We start from the raw sequence: 20113 nt of genomic DNA, 5'->3' as shown, positions 1-20113 counted from the left end.
GGGCGGTAGGTGTCAATGCTACGGACCGTCCATATTTCCCGTGCCGCCTTCCCGGCTGCTCGTTGTGGCCGGGCGGCCCGCTTCGCAGACTGTGCGCACGGCATCACCGCCGGTCGAACCCCACCCCGCCCGCTCTTTCCGCGTAAGGGTGGTGGATACTGAGCTTGTGAACGTGTTCACGTTCACAAGCGGGCGAGTATGCGCACCAGGGCAGCGGCCCCCGGCTATAGATGAAGTTTGTCCGAAATGTGACCTCGAACGAGGTCGGTTGGAGAGAGGGCGACGTGGAACTGGCAATCGCTCACGAAACCATCGCGCGATGGCAATTCGGCATCACCACCGTCTACCACTTCCTCTTCGTACCGCTCACCATCAGCCTCGCCGCGATCGTGGCGGGGCTGGAGACCGCCTGGGTGCGGACGGACAAGGAGAAGTACTTCCACGCCACGAAGTTCTGGGGGAAGCTCTTCCTGATCAACATCGCGATGGGCGTGGTCACCGGCATCGTGCAGGAGTTCCAGTTCGGCATGAACTGGTCCGACTACTCCCGCTTCGTCGGTGACGTCTTCGGCGCCCCGCTCGCGATGGAGGCGCTGATCGCCTTCTTCTTCGAGTCGACCTTCATCGGCCTGTGGATCTTCGGCTGGGACAAGCTGCCGAGGAAGCTGCACTGCGCCTGCATGTGGATGGTCGCCCTCGGCACCGTGCTCTCCTCCTACTTCATCCTCGCGGCCAACTCCTGGATGCAGCACCCGGTCGGCTACGCGGTCGACCCGGTCACCGGCAAGGCCCAGCTGACCGACATCACCAAGGTGCTGTTCCAGGACACCACCGTCACCGTCGTCCTCCACACCCTGACCGCGGCCTTCCTCACCGGCGCGGCGTTCATGGTCGGCATCGCCTCCTTCCACCTCTGGAAGGCCAAGCGCAAGCCGGAGAGCGCCGCCGCCGCCCCGCAGAAGGTCGCCGTGATGCGGACCTCGCTGCGGCTCGGCCTGGTGCTCGCGGTGGTCTTCGGCGCCGGCACCGCGCTCAGCGGTGACGAACTCGCCAAGGTCATGTTCCGCCAGCAGCCGATGAAGATGGCCGCCGCCGAGGCGCTCTGGGACACCAAGGCGCCGGCGCCGTTCTCGATCTTCGCGGTCGGCGACGTCGGCAAGGGCCACAACTCGGTGGAGCTGGAGATCCCCGGGATACTGTCCTTCCTCGCCAACAGCGACTTCAGCTCCTCCGTCCCCGGCATCAACGACACCGCCGACGCCGAGGCCGCCAAGTACGGCGGCGACCCCAAGGACTACATCCCGAGCATCTTCGTCACCTACTGGGGCTTCCGCCTCATGATCGGCTTCGGGATGACCTCCTTCGTGGCCGGGCTGATCGGGCTCTGGACCACCAGGAAGAGGCGCTTCCTCGCCCCGGAGTTCCGTACCGGGGACACCGAGGTGCCGAGGCTGATGCTCACCCCGAAACGGGAACTCGGCCCCTTCCTCACCAGGTGGAGCTGGCGGATCGGCATCCTCACCATGGGCTTCCCGCTGATCGCCAACAGCGCCGGCTGGATCTTCACCGAGATGGGCCGGCAGCCCTGGGCGGTCTTCGGACTGATGACCACCGCCAGTGCCGTCTCGCCCAACGTGGGCATCGGCACCCAGATCGGCGCCCTGGCGACCTTCACCACGCTGTACGCGGTCCTCGCCGTCGTCGAGGTCAGGCTGCTGGTCAAGTACGCCAAGGCCGGACCGGTCACCGACGAGCGGCCGCCCGCCGAGGACCCGACCCTGCGCGGTCCCGCCTCCGGCGACGACGCCGACAAGCCGCTCGCCTTCGCCTACTGAGGCCACCGAGGATCGATAGGACCGACACACCATGGAACTTCACGACGTCTGGTTCGTCCTGATCGCCGTCCTCTGGATCGGCTACTTCTTCCTGGAGGGCTTCGACTTCGGCATCGGCATCCTCACCAAGCCGCTCGCCCGCGACACCGCCGAGCGCCGGGTGCTGATCAACACCATCGGCCCGGTCTGGGACGGCAACGAGGTCTGGCTGCTGACCGCCGGCGGCGCCACCTTCGCGGCCTTCCCGGACTGGTACGCGACCCTCTTCAGCGGCTTCTACATCCCGCTGCTGCTGATCCTGGTCTGCCTGATCGTGCGCGGCGTCGCCTTCGAGTACCGGGCCAAGCGGCCCGAACCGCGCTGGCAGCGGAACTGGGAGGAGGCGATCTTCTGGACCTCGCTGATCCCGGCCTTCCTCTGGGGCGTCGCCTTCGCCAACATCGTCCGGGGCGTCGACATCGACGCCCACAAGAACTACGTCGGCACCCTCTGGGACCTGCTCAACCCGTACGCGCTGCTCGGCGGCCTGGTGACGCTCAGCCTGTTCACCTTCCACGGCGCGGTGTTCGCCGCGCTCAAGACGGTCGGCGCGATCCGCGACCGGGCCCGGGCCGCGGCGCTGCGGGCCGGGCTGGCAGCCGCGGCGCTGGCGGCGGTCTTCCTGATCTGGACCCAGGCCGACAACGGCAACGGCTGGAGCCTGGCCGCCCTGGTGATCGCGGTGCTCGCCCTGGTCGGCGCGCTGCTCGCCAACCAGGCGGGCCGCGAGGGCTGGGCCTTCGTCCTCTCCGGGGCGACGATCGTGGCGGCCGTCGCGATGCTCTTCCTCGCGCTCTTCCCCGACGTCATGCCGTCCAGCCTGAACCCGGAGTGGAGCCTGACCGTCACCAACGCCGCCTCCTCGCCGTACACGCTCAAGCTGATGACCGTGGTGGCCGCGGTGTTCACCCCGCTGGTGCTGCTCTACCAGAGCTGGACGTACTGGGTGTTCCGCAAGCGGATCGGCGTCCAGCACATCCCCGGGCACGACCCGGCCGCCGCGCTCGAGCAGGGCTGAGGCCATGAAGCCGGTCGACCCCCGCCTCCTCGGGTACGCCCGCACCACCCGGGCCTTCCTCGCCGGATCCGTCCTGCTGGGGACGGCGAACGCGGCCCTGGTGGTGGCCCAGGCGGGCCTGATCGCCGAACTCGTGGTCCGCGGCTTCCAGCAGCGGGCCGGGCTCGGTGAACTCGGCACGCCGCTGGCGCTGCTGGTGCTCACCTCGGTCGGGCGCGGGCTGGTCGGCTGGCTCACCGAACTGGTCGCGCACCGGTCCGTCGCCCGGGTGAAGTCCACCCTGCGGCGCCGGCTGCTCGACCACGCCACCGCGCTCGGCCCGGCCTACCTGGCGGGCCGGCGCACCGGCGAACTCACCACCCTGGCGACCCGGGGCGTCGACGCGCTCGACGACTACTTCGCCCGCTACCTGCCGCAGCTGGCGCTCGCCGTGGTCGTCCCGGCCACGGTGCTGCTGCGGATCGTCGGCGCCGACGTCACCTCGGCCGCGATCATCGCCGGGACGCTGCCGCTGATCCCGCTGTTCATGGTGCTGATCGGGATGGCCACCCAGGCCCGGATGGACCGTCAGTGGGAGGGCCTGTCCCGGCTCTCGCACCACTTCCTGGACGTGGTCGCCGGACTGCCCACGCTGAAGGTGTTCAACCGGGCCCGCGCCCAGGCCGCCACCATCGCCCGGATCACCGCCGACTACCGCCGGGCCACCCTGCGCACCCTGCGGATCGCCTTCGTCTCCTCCTTCGCGCTGGAACTGCTCTCCACCCTCTCGGTCGCGCTGGTCGCCGTCACCATCGGCTTCCGGCTGGTCGACGGCACCCTCGACCTGGAGACCGGGCTGCTGATCCTGGTCCTCGCCCCCGAGGTCTACTTCCCGATCCGCCAGGTCGGCGCGCTCTACCACTCCAGCGTCGAGGGCCTCACCGCCGCCGACCGGATCTTCGAGGTGCTGGAGACCCCGCTGCCGCCGGCCGGCACCGTCCCCGCGCCCGCCCTGTCCGGCGCCGTGATCGCGGCCGAGGGCCTCACGGTGGCCTTCCCCGGCCGGAGCACGCCCGCCCTCGACGGTGCCTCGGTGGTGCTGCGTCCGGGTGGGACGGTGGCGCTCACCGGCCCCTCCGGCAGCGGCAAGTCCACCCTGCTCGGCGTCCTGCTGGGCCTCACCGCGCCCACCGCCGGGACGGTCCGGATCACCGCCGCCGACGGGCGGACCCACGACCTGGCCGATCTCGATCCGGACAGCTGGCGGCGGCAGATCGCCTGGGTCCCGCAGCACCCGCACCTGTTCGCCGGGACCGTCGCCGACAACCTGACCCTGCACCGGCCCGGGGCCACCGAGGAGCAGCAGCGCGCCGCCCTGCGCTCCGCGCACGCCCTCGACTTCGTCGACCGGCTGCCGCAGGGCCTCCGTACCCGCCTCGGCGAGGACGGCGCCGGGCTCTCCGCCGGGCAGCGCCAGCGGCTCGCGCTCGCCCGGGTGCTGCTCGCCGACGACCGCCCGCTGGTCCTGCTCGACGAGCCCACCGCCAACCTGGACGGCGCCTCCGAGGCGGCCGTCGTCGACGCCGTCCGGGCGCTGGCCGCGGACCCGGCGCGCACCGTGCTGGTGGTCGCGCACCGGCCCGCGCTGCTGGCCGCCGCCGACCGGGTCGTCCGGCTGGCCGGCCCGGCCGCTCCCCCCGTCCCGCCGGCGGCCGTCCCCGTCCCTGTGCCCGTGCCCGTGCTCGCGCACCGCGGCCGGCCCACCCCGCCGGCGCCGGACCAGGACGGGCCGACCCCCGCCGCGGGCGCCGTCCGCCCCCGGCTGGCGCTCTCGGTGCTGCTCGGGGCGCTCGCGCTCGGCTGCGCCGTGGCGCTGATGGCCACCTCCGGCTGGCTGATCTCCCGGGCCTCCGAGATGCCGCCCGTCCTCCACCTGATGATGGCCGTCACCGCGGTGCGCGCCTTCGGCATCGGCCGCAGCGTCTTCCGCTACGCCGAGCGGCTGGTCTCGCACGACGCGGTGCTGCGCACCCTCGGCACCCTGCGCGCCGCCGTCTACCGCCGGCTCGCCGTGCTCGCCCCGGCCGCGCTGCCCGCGTTCCGGCGGGGCGACCTGCTCTCCCGGCTGGTCGCCGACGTCGACGCCGTCCAGGACCACTACCTGCGCTGGCGACTCCCGGCCGCCGTCGCCACGGTGGTGTCGCTGGCCGCCGCGCTCGCCCTGGGCGCCTTCCTGCCCGCCGCCGGGCTGGTGCTCGGGCTCGGCCTGCTGCTCGCCGGCCTGGTGGTGCCGGCGCTGACCGCCCGCTGGTCGGCCGGCGCCGAACGGCGGCAGGCCCCGGCGCGCGGGCGGCTCGCCACCGCCGTCCTGGACACCTTCAGCGGCACCGCCGAACTCACCGTGGCCGGGGCGCTGCCGGGCCGGCTGGCCGCCGTCCGCGCCGCCGACGAGACGCTGACCGGGCTGGCCGCCCGCTCGGCCGCCACCGCGGCCCTCGGCACCGGGCTGGTCACGCTGCTCACCGGCCTCACGGTGGCCGCCGCCGCGGCCGTCGGGCTGCGCGGCGTGGCGTCCGGGGCGCTCGCCCCGGTCTGCCTCGCGGTGGTCGTGCTGACCCCGCTGGCCGCGTTCGAGGCGGTCACCGGGATGCCGCTCGCCGTCCAGGCCCGCCGGCGCAGCCAGGCCGCCTCGGCGCGGCTCGCCGAGGTACTGGACGCGCCGGAGGCGGTGGCCGAACCGGTCTCGGCGCAGGCCCTGCCTGCGCACCCGCTGCCGATCGCCGTCCGCGGGCTGACCGCCCGTCACCCCGGGCAGGCCGCGGACGCGCTGATCGGCGTCGACCTCGACCTCACCGCCGGCCGGCGGATCGCCGTGGTCGGCCCGTCCGGCTCCGGCAAGACCACGCTCGCGCAGACGCTGCTGCGCTTCCTGGACCAGAGCGCGGGCAGCGTGGTCCTCGCCGCCGGTCGTCCACAGGCTGTGGACAGCCGGGCGCTCGCGGGTGAGGACGTCCGCCGGGTGATCGGGCTCTGCGCCCAGGACGCCCACGTCTTCGACAGCTCGTTCCGGGAGAACCTGCGCCTCGCCCGGCCCGACGCCGCCGAGGACGACCTGCGGGCCGCGCTCGCCGCCGCCCGGCTGCTGGACTTCACCGACTCGCTGCCGGACGGCCTGGACACCATGGTCGGCGAGCACGGCGCCCGGCTCTCCGGCGGCCAGCGGCAGCGGCTCGCGCTGGCCCGGGCACTGCTCGCGGACTTCCCGGTGCTGGTCCTCGACGAGCCCGCCGAACACCTCGACCTGCCCACCGCCGACGCCCTCACCGCCGACCTCCTCGCCGCCACCGCCGGCCGGAGCACCGTCTTGATCACCCACCGGCTGGCCGGCCTGGACGACAGCACCGTGGACGAGGTGCTGGTCCTGGAAGCCGGCCGGGTGGCCGAGCGCGGCAGCTGGTCGGAGCTGCTGTCCCGCCCGGAGGGGCGCCTGCGCGCCATGCACGACCGCGAGCGGGAGACGGACGGCGTACTGGTGGCCTGACCGGCGCGGCCGGTTCTCGTGAGGCCGATTCCCCGCAGAGCGTGCGGTCCGGGATGCCAGACTGGCCGCATGCAGGACAACCCCTTCTCTCTCACCCGCGTCAGGCTCAGGCACTACCGGAGCATCGCGGAGGCCGATGTCGAACTGGGCCGTCTACTGCTGTTGGTGGGGCCCAACGGGTCCGGCAAGAGCAACTTCCTGGATGCGCTGCGCCTGGTGGCCGAGTCGCTGCAGACCTCGCTGGACCAGGCGCTCAGGAGCCGTGGCGGGGTGGGCGAGGTGCGGAGAAGGTCGACCGGACATCCGACTCACTTCTCGATCGATCTCGACTTTCGGGGGAGCGACTACGAGGGAGAGTACGGATTCGAAGTCGCCGCCGTGCGCGGCGGTGGCTTCCGGATCTCTCGTGAGTACTGCGGAGTCCGGTTTGACTCGCGAGGCGATGACGGCAATCGATCTGCCGACGCCCGCTTCCTGGTCGAGAGCGGCCGGCTCGTGGACCAGAGCGAGTCGGTGATGCCACCGGTCGGTGAGCAGCGCCTCTACCTGGTGTCTGCGGCCGGCCTCGAAGGATTCCGACCGGTGTTCGACGGGCTCGCGGGAATCAGCGTGTTCAATTTGAATCCTGACGTGATGCGGCAGCCGCAGACACCGGATTCCGGAGAATTTCTGCACAGGGACGGCTCCAATATCGCCAGTGTCCTGCACCGTTTGCAGCGCAGTCAGGGCGGAAAGGCAGACAAGTCCCGCATCGAGGACTACCTGCAGCTGATCGTTCCTGGAATGCATGGGGTTTCCCGCTCGGAATTGGGAAACTGGGAGACGTTGGAGTTCGCCCAGGAGGTACCCGGGGCCAAGGGTCCGTGGCGCTTCCAGGCGCACTCGGTGTCCGATGGCACGTTGCGGGCCTTGGGCGTTCTGGTGTCGTTGTTCGCGGGAACCGGACAGACCCTGAGCACAGTCGGGATCGAGGAGCCGGAGAGTGCGCTCCACCCGGCGGCGGCCGGCGTTCTGCTCGACGCTCTGCGGGATGCCAGCGAACGGCGGCAGGTGATCGTTACGAGCCACAGCCCGGATCTCCTGGACCGTAGCGACTTCGACCTGTCCGAGCTGCGGGCTGTCCGTTCGGTCGGAGGCGAGACGCGTATCGGCCAGTTGGACGCGGCGGGAGCGCTCGCCCTGCGCGAAGGGCTCTATACGCCCGGCGAGTTGTTGCGGTCGGACCAACTACTGCCGGCCTCGGCCGCAGGTCCGGCGGCCGAGGCGGACCGATGAACTCTGCGCCGGTGGTCGCTCCCATTGTGGAAGGGCACGGAGAGGTCAGGGCCGTGCGTGACCTCGTCACCCGGATCGCGGCAGAGTTCTTCGGGGTCTGGACCGAGGTCGCGCAGCCCTTTCGTCTCGATTCCGGGAAGATGCGCAAGCCGGAGGAGCTGGGTAAGGCCATCCGGGTCCAAGCGGCACGTGTGACCGGGCGGGGCGGCGTGCTCGTCCTACGGGACGGGGACGACGGCGACGTGACCTGCCCGGTCGAGCTCGCTCGTATGATCACCCCACGGCGGGATCTGGTCGAGGTTCCGGTACAGATCGTCATCGCCAGGTATGAGTACGAATCCTGGTTCTTGGCCACTGCCACGTCGCTGGCCGGCCACCCGGCCGTGCGGGACGACGCGGCGACGCCGGCCGATCCCGAGGCGCGGTGCCAAGAGTCAGCTGGAAAGCATGATGCACGAGTCGTACAAGGAGACCTTGCACCAGGCCAGGTTCTCCGCGGTCATGGACTTGCGCGCCGCTGCGCAGAACAGTAGGTCGTTTCGCCGGATGGTCCATGCGGTGGAGCAGCTCATCGGGTAGGAGAGCCTGTTCGCTGTTTCCGGCCGGCGGGCTGACCACCGGGTGGGTGTCTCAGGGCCGGTTCCCGTCGACCGGCGATCGCGTATCGGCGGTCGGTCGTGCCGTCCATCGGCAGAAATCAGCACAAACTACGCTCATCAGTATGGACCCCACGCCAGACCTGCCCGAGCCCGCCGGGACCGCCGGGACCGCCGCGTCCGGAGGGGCCGCCGCTCCTGGCGACCCGGAGGCGGACCAGGCGCCGCACCGGGTCCCCGAGATCTCGTCGCTCGGGCTGGACACCCTGGTCACCGAGGTGGCCGAACGGCTGCAGTCCGCCGCCGCCGTCACCGACCGGATGCAGCGGCTGCTGGAGGCGGTCGTCTCGGTCGGCTCCGGCCTCGACCTGCACGCCACCCTGCACCGGATCGCCACCGGCGCCGCCGAACTCGTGGACGCCCGCTACGCCGCCCTCGGCGTGATCGCCCCCAACGGGCACGGGCTGTCCGACTTCATCCACGTCGGGGTGGACGACGCGGTGGCGGCCCGGATCGGCGAGCTGCCGGTCGGCCGGGGCGTCCTCGGGGCGCTGATCGACCGCCCGGAGCCGCTGCGCCTCACCGAGCTCGGCGCCGACCCCCGCTCGTACGGCTTCCCCCCGCACCACCCGGAGATGAAGACCTTCCTCGGGGAGCCGATCCGGATCCGCGACGAGGTGTTCGGCAACCTCTACCTGACCGAGAAGAAGGGCGGCGGCGCCTTCACCCCCGAGGACGAGCAGGTGGTGCACGCCCTGGCCGCCGCGGCGGGGGTCGCGATCGAGAACTCCCGCCTCTACGAGGAAGGCCTGCGCCGGGAGCGGTGGATCGCCGGTGCGGCCGCCGTCACCACGGCGCTGCTCTCCACGGACGCGGCGGAGATCGCGCTCACCGTCGCCGCCGAGCAGGTCAGGGAGCTGGCGGACGCCGCGTTGGGCATGATCCTGCTGCCGGTCGCCGACGAGGACGCCGGCAGCGTGCGGATGCGGGTCGCCCACGCCTCCGGGGAGGCGGCCGAGTTCGTGCGCGGCGAACTGCTGCCGACGGACAGCTTCGCCGCCCGGCTGTTCGACGGCGAGAGCGTCCACCTCGACGACATGTCCACCGATCCCACCGTGGTGATCCGGCTCGCCCGCAGCTTCGGCCCCTCGCTGGCCGTGCCGATGGTCGCCGCCAGCCGGGTGCTCGGCGGGCTGTGCGTCTGGCGCCCGCGCGGGGCGCTGCCGTTCACCGACGGCGAGAAGCAGCTGGCCGAGACCTTCGCCTCGCAGGCCGCGCTCGCGCTGCGGCTCGCCGAGGGCCAGCGCGACCAGCAGCGGCTCGCGGTCTTCCAGGACCGCGACCGGATCGCCCGCGATCTCCACGACCTGGTCATCCAGCGGCTGTTCGCCACCGGCATGATGCTGGAGGGGGCCGCCCGGCGCGCCGTCGTCCCCGAGGTGAAGGTCCGCATCGGCGAGGCCGTCGACGAGCTGGACGCCACCATCCAGGAGGTCCGCACCACCATCTACGCGCTCCAGCACGACGACCACGGCGACGCGCCCGACACCCTGCGGACCCGGGTGCTGCGCGAGTGCAGCCAGACCGCGGCGGCGCTCGGCTTCAAGCCCTCGGTCTCCTTCGTCGGCCCGGTGGAGAGCCTGGTCGGCGAGAAGACCGGCCGTCAACTGCTGGCGGCGCTGCGGGAGATGCTCTCCAATGCGGCCCGGCACGCCCGGGCCTCCCGGGTCGGCGCCGAGGTCGACGCGACCGTGCACCTGGACGACGACGGCCGGCCCGTCGGCGGCGACCCGGAGTCGCTCGACCGGGGCGGGCGCCCGGGCGTCCTGCTGACCGTCACCGACGACGGCGTCGGCATCCCCGAGGGCGGGCGGCGCAGCGGCCTGCGCAACCTGACCCGGCGGGCCGAGGCGCTCGGCGGGGACGCCTGGCACGAGCCGGGGCCGTACGGCCGGGGCACCAGGGTGCGGTGGACGGCGCGGCTCTGAGTGGCCGTCGGGACCGTCGGAGTGCACGTCGGAAGGCTCTGGCGCGCCCGTCGGGAGGCTCTGGCGCGCCCGTCGGGAGGGCTGGGGCACTCGTCGGAATGGTCGGGGCGACTCGGGACATTCTCGAACGGTTGGTGAACGACGCGCAGCGGCGGCGGGAGTGCTTGGCGCGCGGAAGGTGTGCAGTCGGTGAAAGTTTAACGAGGGAGAACTTCGCGGCCAACGGAGAAAGTTGTGCATTTCGTGGCCTTCCGGCGCTCTCGTGTGCACACATAGCTTTACTCCCGTCTCGGAGAGAAACCGGACCGTGGGGGAGCAGTGGACGCGTCTGGCCGCGGTCACACCGCAGCAGGGGCAGGTCGAGGGGGATTCCGGGCCGAACGGGCGCCGGACGGACGGTACCGCTGGCAACTGAAGGCGTCGAACGGGCGTGTTGTCGCGGTCACCGCGGCCGCGTACGAGACGGCCGTGGAGGCGGAGCGCGGATTCGACGGCTTACGGGTCGTCGCCGACGCGCTCACCGCCCGGATCACGCACGTCCGGGACGGCATCGGGTGGGTCTGGGTCGTCCCGGGCACCCGCAACCTCCCGGAGGTGCGGTCCAGCCGTGCCTACGAGCGGTACGCGACCTGTCAGAACGCCTTTCGGCGCTTCGTGGTGCTGCTGGCGAAACAGCCGGCCCTCGAACGTCCCGAACCGATGGAGCGGGGGCCGTCGTTGAGAACATCCGATGTCCGCTGAGCGGCGCGGGCCGCGCCTGCTCTCCGTCCCGGTCGGCGACCGTTCGCTGTCCTGGGCGCTGCGCGCGGCGAACGGCAGACAGCTCGGCGTCGGCGTGCGCACCTATCGCAACGAGCTGGAACTCGCCGAGGCCGTCCGTGAATTGATCATCGAGCGGACCGCTCTGCGGTGCACCGTCGGCCAGTCCGAGGCCCGGCTCTGGGTGTGGACGGCGTACCTGCCGGTCCGCACCACCCGTCCGGGCGCCGCCGAGGCGGCCGGGCCGGTGGCCCGCAGTGCCCGGGGCTACCTCCGGCGCGACCAGTGCCGGGCCGGCGTGACCGGATTCCTGTCCGGTCTCCAGCGCCTGGGGCAGGAGTCGCGCCGCCCCGGCCGGGAGGACGGCTGGCCGTTCTGACGGCCCGTCCGCCGTCCCGCAGCCGCCTTCGGGCGGCTACTCGTGCTGGCCCGGCGCAAGAACCGCCCTTCCCCCTCTTCCGGTGAAGCCCAGGTATCCGGCAACCCCCCGAGTCGCCACCTGGAGAAGAACGTCACCGGCCTCCCACCTGCGACTTTCCCACCCTCCGCGACCGGGCTGACCTGTCGCTAAACCTCTCTGAACCGAGAAATCGACAATCGGTGGCGGCCTCGGTCGGCCCTTCCGACGGAACCGGGCCGACCGACAGGATCGGCACTGCCGGAGCGGCCACCGCGGACGTGGCCACCGGTTCCTGGGACTGACCACCAGTACCCGGGCTCAGCGATGTACTGCTCTCCCACCGGAGGAAGAGGAACATGCGCAAGACCGCTGCCAAGCTGCTCGCCATCGCCGCCATCGCCACCTCGGTCGCCACCGTCGCCGCCGGCACCGCCGTCGCCGACCCGGCGTCCCTGCCGGCCGCGCAGGACATCGTGGGTGTCGGCTCGGACACCACCCAGTCGGTCCTGAACGGTCTGTCGGTCGGCTACAACGCCGCGCTGACCGCCGCGGGCAACACCACCTCCCCGCGTCTGTACAGCTGGGACGCGACCGGCTCCTCCCCGATCACCACCAAGACCGGTGCGACCTCGATCGCCCGCCCGAACGGCTCCGGCGCCGGCATCACGGCCCTGGGTGCCAACACCAGCGCCACGGTCGACTTCGCCCGCTCCTCCCGCGCCCCGCAGACCGGCGACCTGACCACCGACCTGTTCGTCGCGCTCGCCAAGGACGCCGTGTCCTGGGCCGCGAAGAACGGTGGCAACGCCCCCGCGGACCTGTCCACCGCCCAGCTCAAGGGCATCTACGAGTGCACCATCACCAACTGGCAGCAGATCAGCCCCTCGCTGGCCAACGCCACCATCAAGCCCTTCCTGCCGCAGACCAGCTCGGGCACCCGCACCTTCTTCCTGAAGACCATCGGTAGCGGCACCCCGGTCGTCCCGGGCGCCTGCGTCACCTCCGGCACCCAGGAGAACCAGGGCAGCGACCCGGCCCTGAACGACATCAACGCCGTCGTTCCCTACTCCGTCGCGCACTACGTCGGCCAGGTCTACTACGGCCAGGGCGCCGGCAGCGACGTCCAGGGCCCGCTGACCGTCCGCAGCGTCAACACCATCGCCCCGGTCGACACCGTCAACAAGACCATCGCGTCCGGCTTCGCCGGCACCACCTACGGCCGCGTGGTCTACAACGTCGTCCGCGGCGCCGACTGGAACGCGGGCGACGCCCACGCCGCCGCCCTGCGGGCGATCTTCGGTGTCGGCGGCTTCATCTGCACCAACGGTGGCGCCGGCTCCACCATCGTCAAGAACTACGGCTTCCTGGCCCTGCCGAACGGCGCCTGCGGCTCGACCACCCACATCTGATCCACCCCGCACCGCTCGCACCACCGCACCGCCGCGCCACCGCGCCACCAGCACCACCGCACCACCAGCACCGACCGGCGGCCACGGGCTCGCGACCGTGGCCGCCGGCCCACCGGACGGCTCACCGGCACAGCAGGAGGAACGATGCGCAGGACCACGGGCAAGCTGCTCGCAGTCGCCGCACTCGCCGGCTCGCTGGCGGCCACCACCGCCGGCCCGGCTCTCGCCGACCCGCCCGCAGTGCCCCTGGCCCAGGACATCGTCGGGGTCGGCTCGCACACCACCGGGCCGCTGCTCAACGCCTTCTCGGCGGCCTACGACGCGTATCTGACCGGGCTCGGCGACACCACCTCTCCCCGGCTCCGCAGCTGGGACGCGACCGGCCCCTCGCCGATCACCACCAAGGCGGGCGCCCCGGCGATCATCCGGCCCTACGACGTCGGCACCGGTCTCGCGGCCTTCCACGCGGTGCCCTCCGGCATCGACTTCGTCCGGGCCGACCGAGGCCCGCAGGTCGGGGACCCGACCACGGACCTGTTCGTCGCCCTGGCCAAGGACGCCGTGTCCTGGACCGCGACGAACGGCGGCCACGCCCCGGCCAACCTGAGCGCGGCCCAGCTCAAGGGCATCTACAGCTGCGCGATCACCAACTGGCAGCAGATCGACCCCTCGCTGGCGAACGCGACGATCAAGCCCTTCCTCCCGACGCCGGGCTCCGGGACGCGCTCGGTCTTCCTGACCGCGATCGGCAACCCGACGTCCGGGCCGTGCGTGACCAACGGCCTCCAGGAGAACCAGGGCACCGACCCTGTCCTCAACGACCCCGACGCGGTGTTCCCCTACTCGGTCGGCCACTACGTCGGGCAGGTCTACTACGGCCGCTCGACCACCACCGACGCACCCGGCCGGCTCACGGTCCGCAACATCAACGGCATCGCCGCGGTCAATCCGACCGCGCAGACGATCAACCCGACGTTCACCGTGACCGCCTTCGGGCGCCTCGTGTCCGACGTGGTGCGTCAGGCCGACTGGACCGCCACCGACGCCCACGGCCAGGCCCTGCGCAACGTCTTCGGCAACCGCGGCTGGATCTGCGGCAACTCCGTGGCCACCGCGCTCATCAGGACCCACGGCTTCCTGACCCTGCCCCCCGCCGCCTGCGGCTCCACCAGCCACAGCTGACCCACCGTCCGGCCGCGGCCGGCAGTCCCCTGGAGGACCTGGAACATGCGCAAGGCCATCGTCAGGCTCCTGACGAGCACGGCTCTCGCCCTCTCGTCGGCGGTCGGACTCGGCGGCGGTCCGGCCGTCGCCGATCCGTGGACTCCCGCTGCCACGGACATCGTCGGGGTCGGCGGGCACTCCTCGGCGGCTCTGCTCAGCCGGCTCTCTCAGGACTACAACGCCTTTCTCGCCGGGAACGGCGACACCACCTCGCCCCGGCTGTACAGCTGGGACGCGGTCGGGCCGTCACCGATCGTGCCCAAGAGCGGGGCGGCGGCGATCGCCCGGCCGATGGGCGCCGAGGCCGGGCTCCGGGCGCTGACGAACACCACCAGTGCGACGGTGGACTTCGCCCGGGTGGAGCGCAGCCCGCGCGCGTCTCCGGAGGACACCTCGGCGAACAACTTCGTCGCACTTGCCAAGGACGCGGTGTCCTGGGCCGCGAAGGGATCCGGTCACGCGCCGGCGAACCTCACCTCCGCCCAGCTCAAGAATATCTACGAGTGCACCGTCACCAACTGGCGGCAGATCGATCCGACGCTCCCCGACGCAACGATCAAGCCCCGGCTGCCGTTCGTGGGCTCGGCCGTCCGGGCCCACTTCCTGCGCACGGTCAACCAGGGTACGGACCTGGTGCCGGGCGCCTGCGTGGTCAGTAGGACCGATCAGATCGAGGACCAGGGAACCGACCCGTGGCTCGACGACGACGATGTCGTCCTCCCGTACTCCGTCGGCCACTACGCCGGCCAGGTGTACCGGGGACATGCCTCCGGTGCGGACGCCGCAGGACCGATGACCATTCGGAGCATCAACGGGATCGCGCCGGTCGATCCGGTGCTCGGCAGGGTCAGTCCCGCCTTCGCCAACACGACCTACGGGCGGGTGGTGAACAACGTGGTCCGGCGCGCCGATTGGGACGCGGGCGACGTTCACGCCGCGGCGCTCAAGGCGATCTTCGGGACCCAGGGCTGGATCTGCATGAACGCCGCCGGTGCCGCCGCCGTCGCGGACTACGGCTTCATCCCGCTTCCGAAGAACGCCTGCGGAAGCGTGAGCCGCGCCTGATCCGGGGGAATCCGAGAACTTCGGCCGGTCGGTCACGCCGGGCATCGCGTGGGCCGGCAGGCCGTCGAGGCGGCACCGCACGGCTGCCGTCTGCACCACCCAGCACCACTTTCACCTCTCCCAAGGAGTCCAGCATGTCCCGTACCCGCGCCCGCCTCGCCGCGACCAGTGCCGCCGTCGTTCTCGCCGTTACCGGGATGAGCGGTGCGGCTGTCGCCGACGCGGCCCCGGCGGCCACGGCGGCCACCGGCAGCGCGGTGGTCACCTCCAGCACCACCTTCCTGAAGGACCAGGCGCTCAACGGCATCGTCGTCATCCCGCTGCCGACCGCCGACCCCGCGTACGACGCCACCACCGGCATCACCACCACTTTCCCGGTGACCGGCGGCTCGGGTGACCTGGCCGCCTACTACGGCGACATCGACCTCGGTGGCGGCCTGCTCTTCATCAACCTGTTCACCGGCAAGAGCGCCACCTTCAAGCAGCTGCACTTCAGCGTCGGCAACTGGCAGATCACCGGCGTCCCGGTCGGCGGCACCACCCCGGTGGCGCTGCTCGACCCGGCCGGCGACAGCCAGGTCTCCCGCGCCAACGGCGTGCAGACCCTGACCTCGACCGACCTCCAGGTGGACCCGGCGGGTGCGCAGTACCTGGACTCCAAGCTCAAGACCTCGTTCTTCACGGGCGGCCAGTCGGTGGGTTCGCTCGCCGTCAACTTCACCCCCGCGAGCTGATCATCAGTCAGTTTGCAGTTCCCGTATGACGGCGAGCCCGCGCCCACGCGCGGGCTCGCCCGCTTACGGAGTTCCCAACTCCGGTACGGAGTCGTCGCGTTGTCGTCTCGTACATCCGGTCGACCTGATCCGGCCATGTAGGGCTGGCCGAATAGTAGGCAACCGGAGCCGTCAGCCTGAGCGCGACCATTCCCTCGTGCCGCCCTCCGGGGCGGTTCGCAAATCCCGGAGGTGCCAGCCATGAGATTCCGCGTACCCGAACCGAGAGAGCGAGGGCGGTGGCGTCGGCGACTACCCTCGCTGACGCTTGTCCTGGCCGTGGTGGGTGCCCTGGTGGCGGTACCGGTCGGGCTGGGTGGGGTGACCGAGGCGCACGCGGCCTCGTCGGTCACGGTGAAGGGACCGAAGGTCTGGCGTCCGGGGCAGGTCCCGGACTACGGGGACGAGGGCAGTGTCACCGTCTCCCAGACGGAAAGCCTCACGGACCAGGTGATCCAGGTCTCCTGGAGCGGCTTCACTCCGAGCGTGGACCTGAGCGGTGCGCCGGCGAAGTCCGTGCAGCAGCGTTCCAGCACGGTGCTCTACCCGGTGCGGATCTACCAGTGCCGCGGCCTCGACCCCAAGATCACCGACTGCTACGGCAGTTCCCTGTACGGCGGTAAGCCCGAGCTCGGGTTCGAGCAGCCCGCGCTGCCCGCCGGTGTGAACGAGCCGGACCTCCCGTCGAACATGCGGATCTCGGTCACCGGCGCGGACGGCTCCGGTACCGCGGCGTTCGAGGTGCGCTCGAAGCGTCTCAGCCCGTCCCTGAACTGCGACGCCACGCACCCGTGTTCCATCGCGGTCGTCCCCAACTACGGAGGGGACGCGGCCGACCTCTACGGCATGCGCGGCGGTGCCCCGGACTGCAACGAGCACATGCTGGACCTCGACGGCGTCTTCAACACCGCCTCGGACTTCGTGATCGACGGGTCCGACAACCCGACGACCGGGGTGCACTCGGGCGAGATGTGCGCCTGGGCGCAGCGGGCCGTCGTCGGGATCGACTTCGCACCCACGCCGGACGAGTGCGGCTCGGCGGCCGCCGATGTCGTCACCTCCGGCCTGGAGATGGCCAACCGGGCCATGCAGCAGTGGATCACCGGGCTCTGCCTGGACAAGTCCCCGCTCGGGATCCAGTACTCCTCCGGCGGCGGTGAGCCGCAGGCCCGCCAGTCCTTCCTCAACGGCACCCGGCTGGACCTGGGTCTGACCGCGCTTCCGGACACGGGGGCACCCAAGCGGCCGTACGTCTACACGCCCCTGGCGACCACCGGCATCTCGGTCGTGTTCTGGGTGGACGACCCGGAGGCCGGCCGGCAGATCCGCGACATGCGGCTGAACGCCCGGCTGGTGGCCAAGATGCTGACGCAGACCTACCGGGCACCGGGTCTGAGGATGGAGTCGGTGGACGGCAATCCGTTCTGCATCTTCGAGGACGAGGAGTTCAAGCAGCTGAACCAGCTTCCGGCCTCGAGCGGCCTGAAGTGGCCGGCCTGCCGGGGCCCGGAGTACACGCTGCCGATCGTGCTCGGCACGGCCACCGACCTGACGGTCAGGTTGACCTCGTGGGTCGCCAACGACGCTGCGGCGGCGCGGTTCATGGCGGGCGAGTCGGACCCGTGGGGCACCAAGGTCAACCCCCGCTACATGGTGCCGACCTTCCACGGTTACCCGATCGACCAGTTCGTCCGGGAGGACGACACCGGCGCGGTCCAGCCGGCGGGGCAGCCCCCGATCGCCGACCACCTGAAGCACTGGAAGCAGTACGAGTGGAACCCGCTGCAGACCAGTCTCAACAAGGTGCTCCGTGACCTGCAGGACGGTGTGGTGACCGCGAAGCAGGCCGCGCCGATGGCCGACGGCACCCACCCCGGCTACGCGGCCCAGCCGATCGGCAACCGCACGCTGTTCGCGATCATGGACAGCGGGCAGGCCAAGGCCTATGGCCTCTCCGAGGCGGCGCTCCAGAACGAGGCCGGCGCATTCGTGTCGCCGTCCCGCGACTCGCTCCTCGCGGCGGTCAGCACCATGCCGGTGGACGCCGCGACCGGTACCCAGCTGGTGCCCTACGGTGAGTCGGGCAGCGCGTACTCCAAGGAGCAGCGGGCCTACCCGCTGACCGTGGTCCAGTACGCCATGACGCCCACCGGCGGGCTCTCCGCGGCGAAGACCTCCGCGGTCGCCAGGTTCCTGAACTCCGTCACCACCACCGGCCAGCTCTACGGCGTGGAGCCGGGCCGGCTGCCGGACGGCTTCCTGGCGCTCACCAAGGACCAGCGGGCGCAGGCCCAGGAGGCGATCGGGCACGTCGAGGCGCAGGACGGCAAGTGGCCGGGCAACCAGAAGCCGCCGGTCGAGCCGGTGGAGAAGCCCGAACAGCCGGTGGAGAAGCCGGAGCAGCCCGCTACGGGCACCACCGGCGCGACCGGGGGCGCTCCGGCCGAGACCACGACCGGCGGCACCGGCTCCTCCGGTGGCACCGGCTCCACGGGGACGACCGGGACCACCGGCTCCACCGGGACCGACACCACCCCGGTGACCGACAGCGGCAGCACCGGGTCGACCTCCTCGGGCAGCTCCGGCAGCTCGACCTCCTCCGGTAGCTCCGGCAGCTCCGGCAGCTCGGGTTCCTCCGGCAGCCTCGGCTCCGGGACCACCGGCACCACCGGCGGGACCGGCACGGCCGCGGGCACCGGCGTCCCGGCGGCCCAGCCCGGGGCCAAGCCCGGCACGGGAGCCGGCCAGGCCGCGACGCCGGGCCGGAGCGCCGGCCCGCTGGCCGCGGCGCCGGTGGCGGCGGGTTCGCCGGCGCCGGACCGGTCAGGTGGGGCGCGGCTGCTGCTGCCGATCGCGCTGATCGCCGGTCTGGTGCTCCTGGTCGGTGGTCCGGCCGCGCTCCTGCTGGGCGGCACTGCCGCCGGTACGCGGGCGGTCGGAGCCGTCCGCACCGCGTGGACGCGGATCGTCCGCCGTCCTTGACACCGCCCGAACGGTGAGGACTCGGCGGGGCCGCTGTCCCGGCCCCGCCGAGTCCCCTTCCCGGGGGCGGGAACCCCTGTCCCGGCGTTCCGCGCCGGGGCGGCGGCCCCTGTCCACGGATCCCTGGACCGAGCACTTTCCACCGAGCGCGCCGGAGAGCAGACCATGACAGCCGCCGCCGAGCCCGCGGCACCGTACGCCGAGGCTCCACGCCAGCCCGACCCCGATGTACCCCGCACCATCACCGCCCCCGCCACCAACGGCGACCGCGTGTTCCGCGGCCTGCTGCGGACGGCCGGCCTCTCCGTCTTCGCGATCATGGGGTTGATCGCCTTCTTCCTGCTGCTGCGCGGTTCCCAGGCGCTCAAGGCGGTGGGCTTCGACTTCTTCACCGAGACGAAGTGGCAGACACAGGCGCACAACTTCGGTATCGCCGCGGTGCTTCCGAACGGCCTCCTGATCGCGGTCATCGCCCTGGTCATCGCCGTCCCGGTGGCGATCGCCGCGGCGATCTTCATCTCCGAGTACGCGCCGCTCCGGCTGCGTGCCGTGCTGATCTCGCTGGTCGACCTGATGGCGGCCATCCCCAGCATCGTCTACGGCCTCTGGGGTCTGTTCTTCCTCCAGCCGCGGATCATCGGCGTCTCGCGCTGGCTGACCAACCACGTCGGTGACACGATCCCCTTCCTCAAGGTGCGGACCGGCGACATCGGCACCTCCTACACCTCGTCCACCTTCATCGCGGGCGTGGTGGTCTCACTGATGATCATCCCGATCATCACCTCACTGAGCCGCGAGGTGTTCTCGCAAGCCCCGCAGGGGGAGCGCGAGGGCGCGTACGCGCTGGGGTCGACCCGGTGGGGCATGGTGCGCACCGTGGTGCTGCCGTTCGGGCGCGGCGGTGTGATCGGCGCGGTGATGCTCGGCTTCGGTCGCGCGATGGGCGAGACCATCGCGGTCGCGCTGATCATCTCGCCGAGCTTCAAGCCGATGACGCACATCCTGGAGAACGGCGGCAACTCGATCTCCGCCCTGATCGCGCTGCGGTTCGGCGAGTCCGACTCGCTGTCGCTGTCCGCGCTGATGGCGGCCGGTCTGGTGCTGTTCGCGCTCACCCTGCTGGTCAACGTGGGCGCGGGCTTCGTGATCAACCGCTCCCGCTCCGGCGCGGCGACGGCGGACTGATCCATGGCTGCTCAGAGAACCCGCCGCCGGGACCGCCGGCCCCGG

General features: G+C 71.7%; 14 protein-coding genes. All 14 read left to right on the top strand.

Annotated features, from left to right (window positions below; translation table 11 throughout):
* Positions 1-284: 284 nt before the first annotated feature.
* Positions 285-1835 (top strand): cytochrome ubiquinol oxidase subunit I, encoded by a 1551-nt coding sequence (locus SM793_RS06525; RefSeq protein ID WP_320437060.1) that lies wholly within the window; start codon positions 285-287, stop codon positions 1833-1835.
* Positions 1836-1866: 31 nt separating this feature from the next.
* Positions 1867-2892 carry a cytochrome d ubiquinol oxidase subunit II gene (gene cydB / locus SM793_RS06520; RefSeq protein ID WP_320437059.1) on the top strand — a complete coding sequence of 342 codons (1026 nt, stop codon included), beginning with the start codon at positions 1867-1869 and terminating at the stop codon, positions 2890-2892.
* Between the two features lie 4 nt (positions 2893-2896).
* Positions 2897-6412: a thiol reductant ABC exporter subunit CydD gene (cydD, locus tag SM793_RS06515; RefSeq protein WP_320437058.1), complete on the top strand. Its 3516-nt coding sequence runs from the start codon at positions 2897-2899 to the stop codon at positions 6410-6412.
* Positions 6413-6481: 69 nt separating this feature from the next.
* Positions 6482-7687 carry an AAA family ATPase gene (locus SM793_RS06510; RefSeq protein WP_320437057.1) on the top strand — a complete coding sequence of 402 codons (1206 nt, stop codon included), beginning with the start codon at positions 6482-6484 and terminating at the stop codon, positions 7685-7687.
* 53 nt (positions 7688-7740) lie between these two features.
* Positions 7741-8220, top strand: coding sequence for a hypothetical protein (locus SM793_RS06505; RefSeq protein WP_320437056.1), 480 nt, complete (start codon positions 7741-7743; stop codon positions 8218-8220).
* Positions 8221-8408: 188 nt separating this feature from the next.
* Entirely contained in the window at positions 8409-10271 is a 1863-nt protein-coding gene (locus tag SM793_RS06500) for a GAF domain-containing protein (RefSeq protein ID WP_320437055.1), read from the top strand.
* Positions 10272-10589: 318 nt separating this feature from the next.
* Positions 10590-11012 carry a DUF1508 domain-containing protein gene (locus SM793_RS06495; protein WP_320437054.1) on the top strand — a complete coding sequence of 141 codons (423 nt, stop codon included), beginning with the start codon at positions 10590-10592 and terminating at the stop codon, positions 11010-11012.
* A complete protein-coding gene (locus SM793_RS06490) occupies positions 11002-11409 on the top strand; it encodes a hypothetical protein (protein ID WP_320437053.1) in 408 nt (135 codons plus the stop codon). The genes SM793_RS06495 and SM793_RS06490 overlap by 11 nt, the downstream gene beginning before the upstream one ends.
* Positions 11410-11786: 377 nt before the next feature.
* A complete protein-coding gene (locus SM793_RS06485) occupies positions 11787-12839 on the top strand; it encodes a PstS family phosphate ABC transporter substrate-binding protein (protein WP_320437052.1) in 1053 nt (350 codons plus the stop codon).
* A gap of 144 nt (positions 12840-12983) precedes the next feature.
* Positions 12984-14021, top strand: a complete 1038-nt coding sequence (locus SM793_RS06480; protein ID WP_320437051.1) for a PstS family phosphate ABC transporter substrate-binding protein — start codon at positions 12984-12986, stop codon at positions 14019-14021.
* A gap of 45 nt (positions 14022-14066) precedes the next feature.
* Positions 14067-15128, top strand: a complete 1062-nt coding sequence (locus SM793_RS06475) for a substrate-binding domain-containing protein (protein ID WP_320437050.1) — start codon at positions 14067-14069, stop codon at positions 15126-15128.
* 134 nt (positions 15129-15262) lie between these two features.
* Positions 15263-15862 (top strand): hypothetical protein, encoded by a 600-nt coding sequence (locus SM793_RS06470; protein ID WP_320437049.1) that lies wholly within the window; start codon positions 15263-15265, stop codon positions 15860-15862.
* 321 nt (positions 15863-16183) lie between these two features.
* Positions 16184-18883, top strand: coding sequence for a hypothetical protein (locus SM793_RS06465; RefSeq protein WP_320437048.1), 2700 nt, complete (start codon positions 16184-16186; stop codon positions 18881-18883).
* 165 nt (positions 18884-19048) lie between these two features.
* Positions 19049-20068: a phosphate ABC transporter permease subunit PstC gene (gene pstC, locus SM793_RS06460; protein WP_320437047.1), complete on the top strand. Its 1020-nt coding sequence runs from the start codon at positions 19049-19051 to the stop codon at positions 20066-20068.
* The last annotated feature ends 45 nt before the right edge of the window (positions 20069-20113 follow it).

The sequence above is a fragment of the Kitasatospora purpeofusca genome, assembly GCF_034043715.1.
Classification (GTDB): Bacteria; Actinomycetota; Actinomycetes; order Streptomycetales; family Streptomycetaceae; genus Kitasatospora; species Kitasatospora purpeofusca_A.
This window is presented reverse-complemented; position numbering and strand designations above follow the sequence as displayed.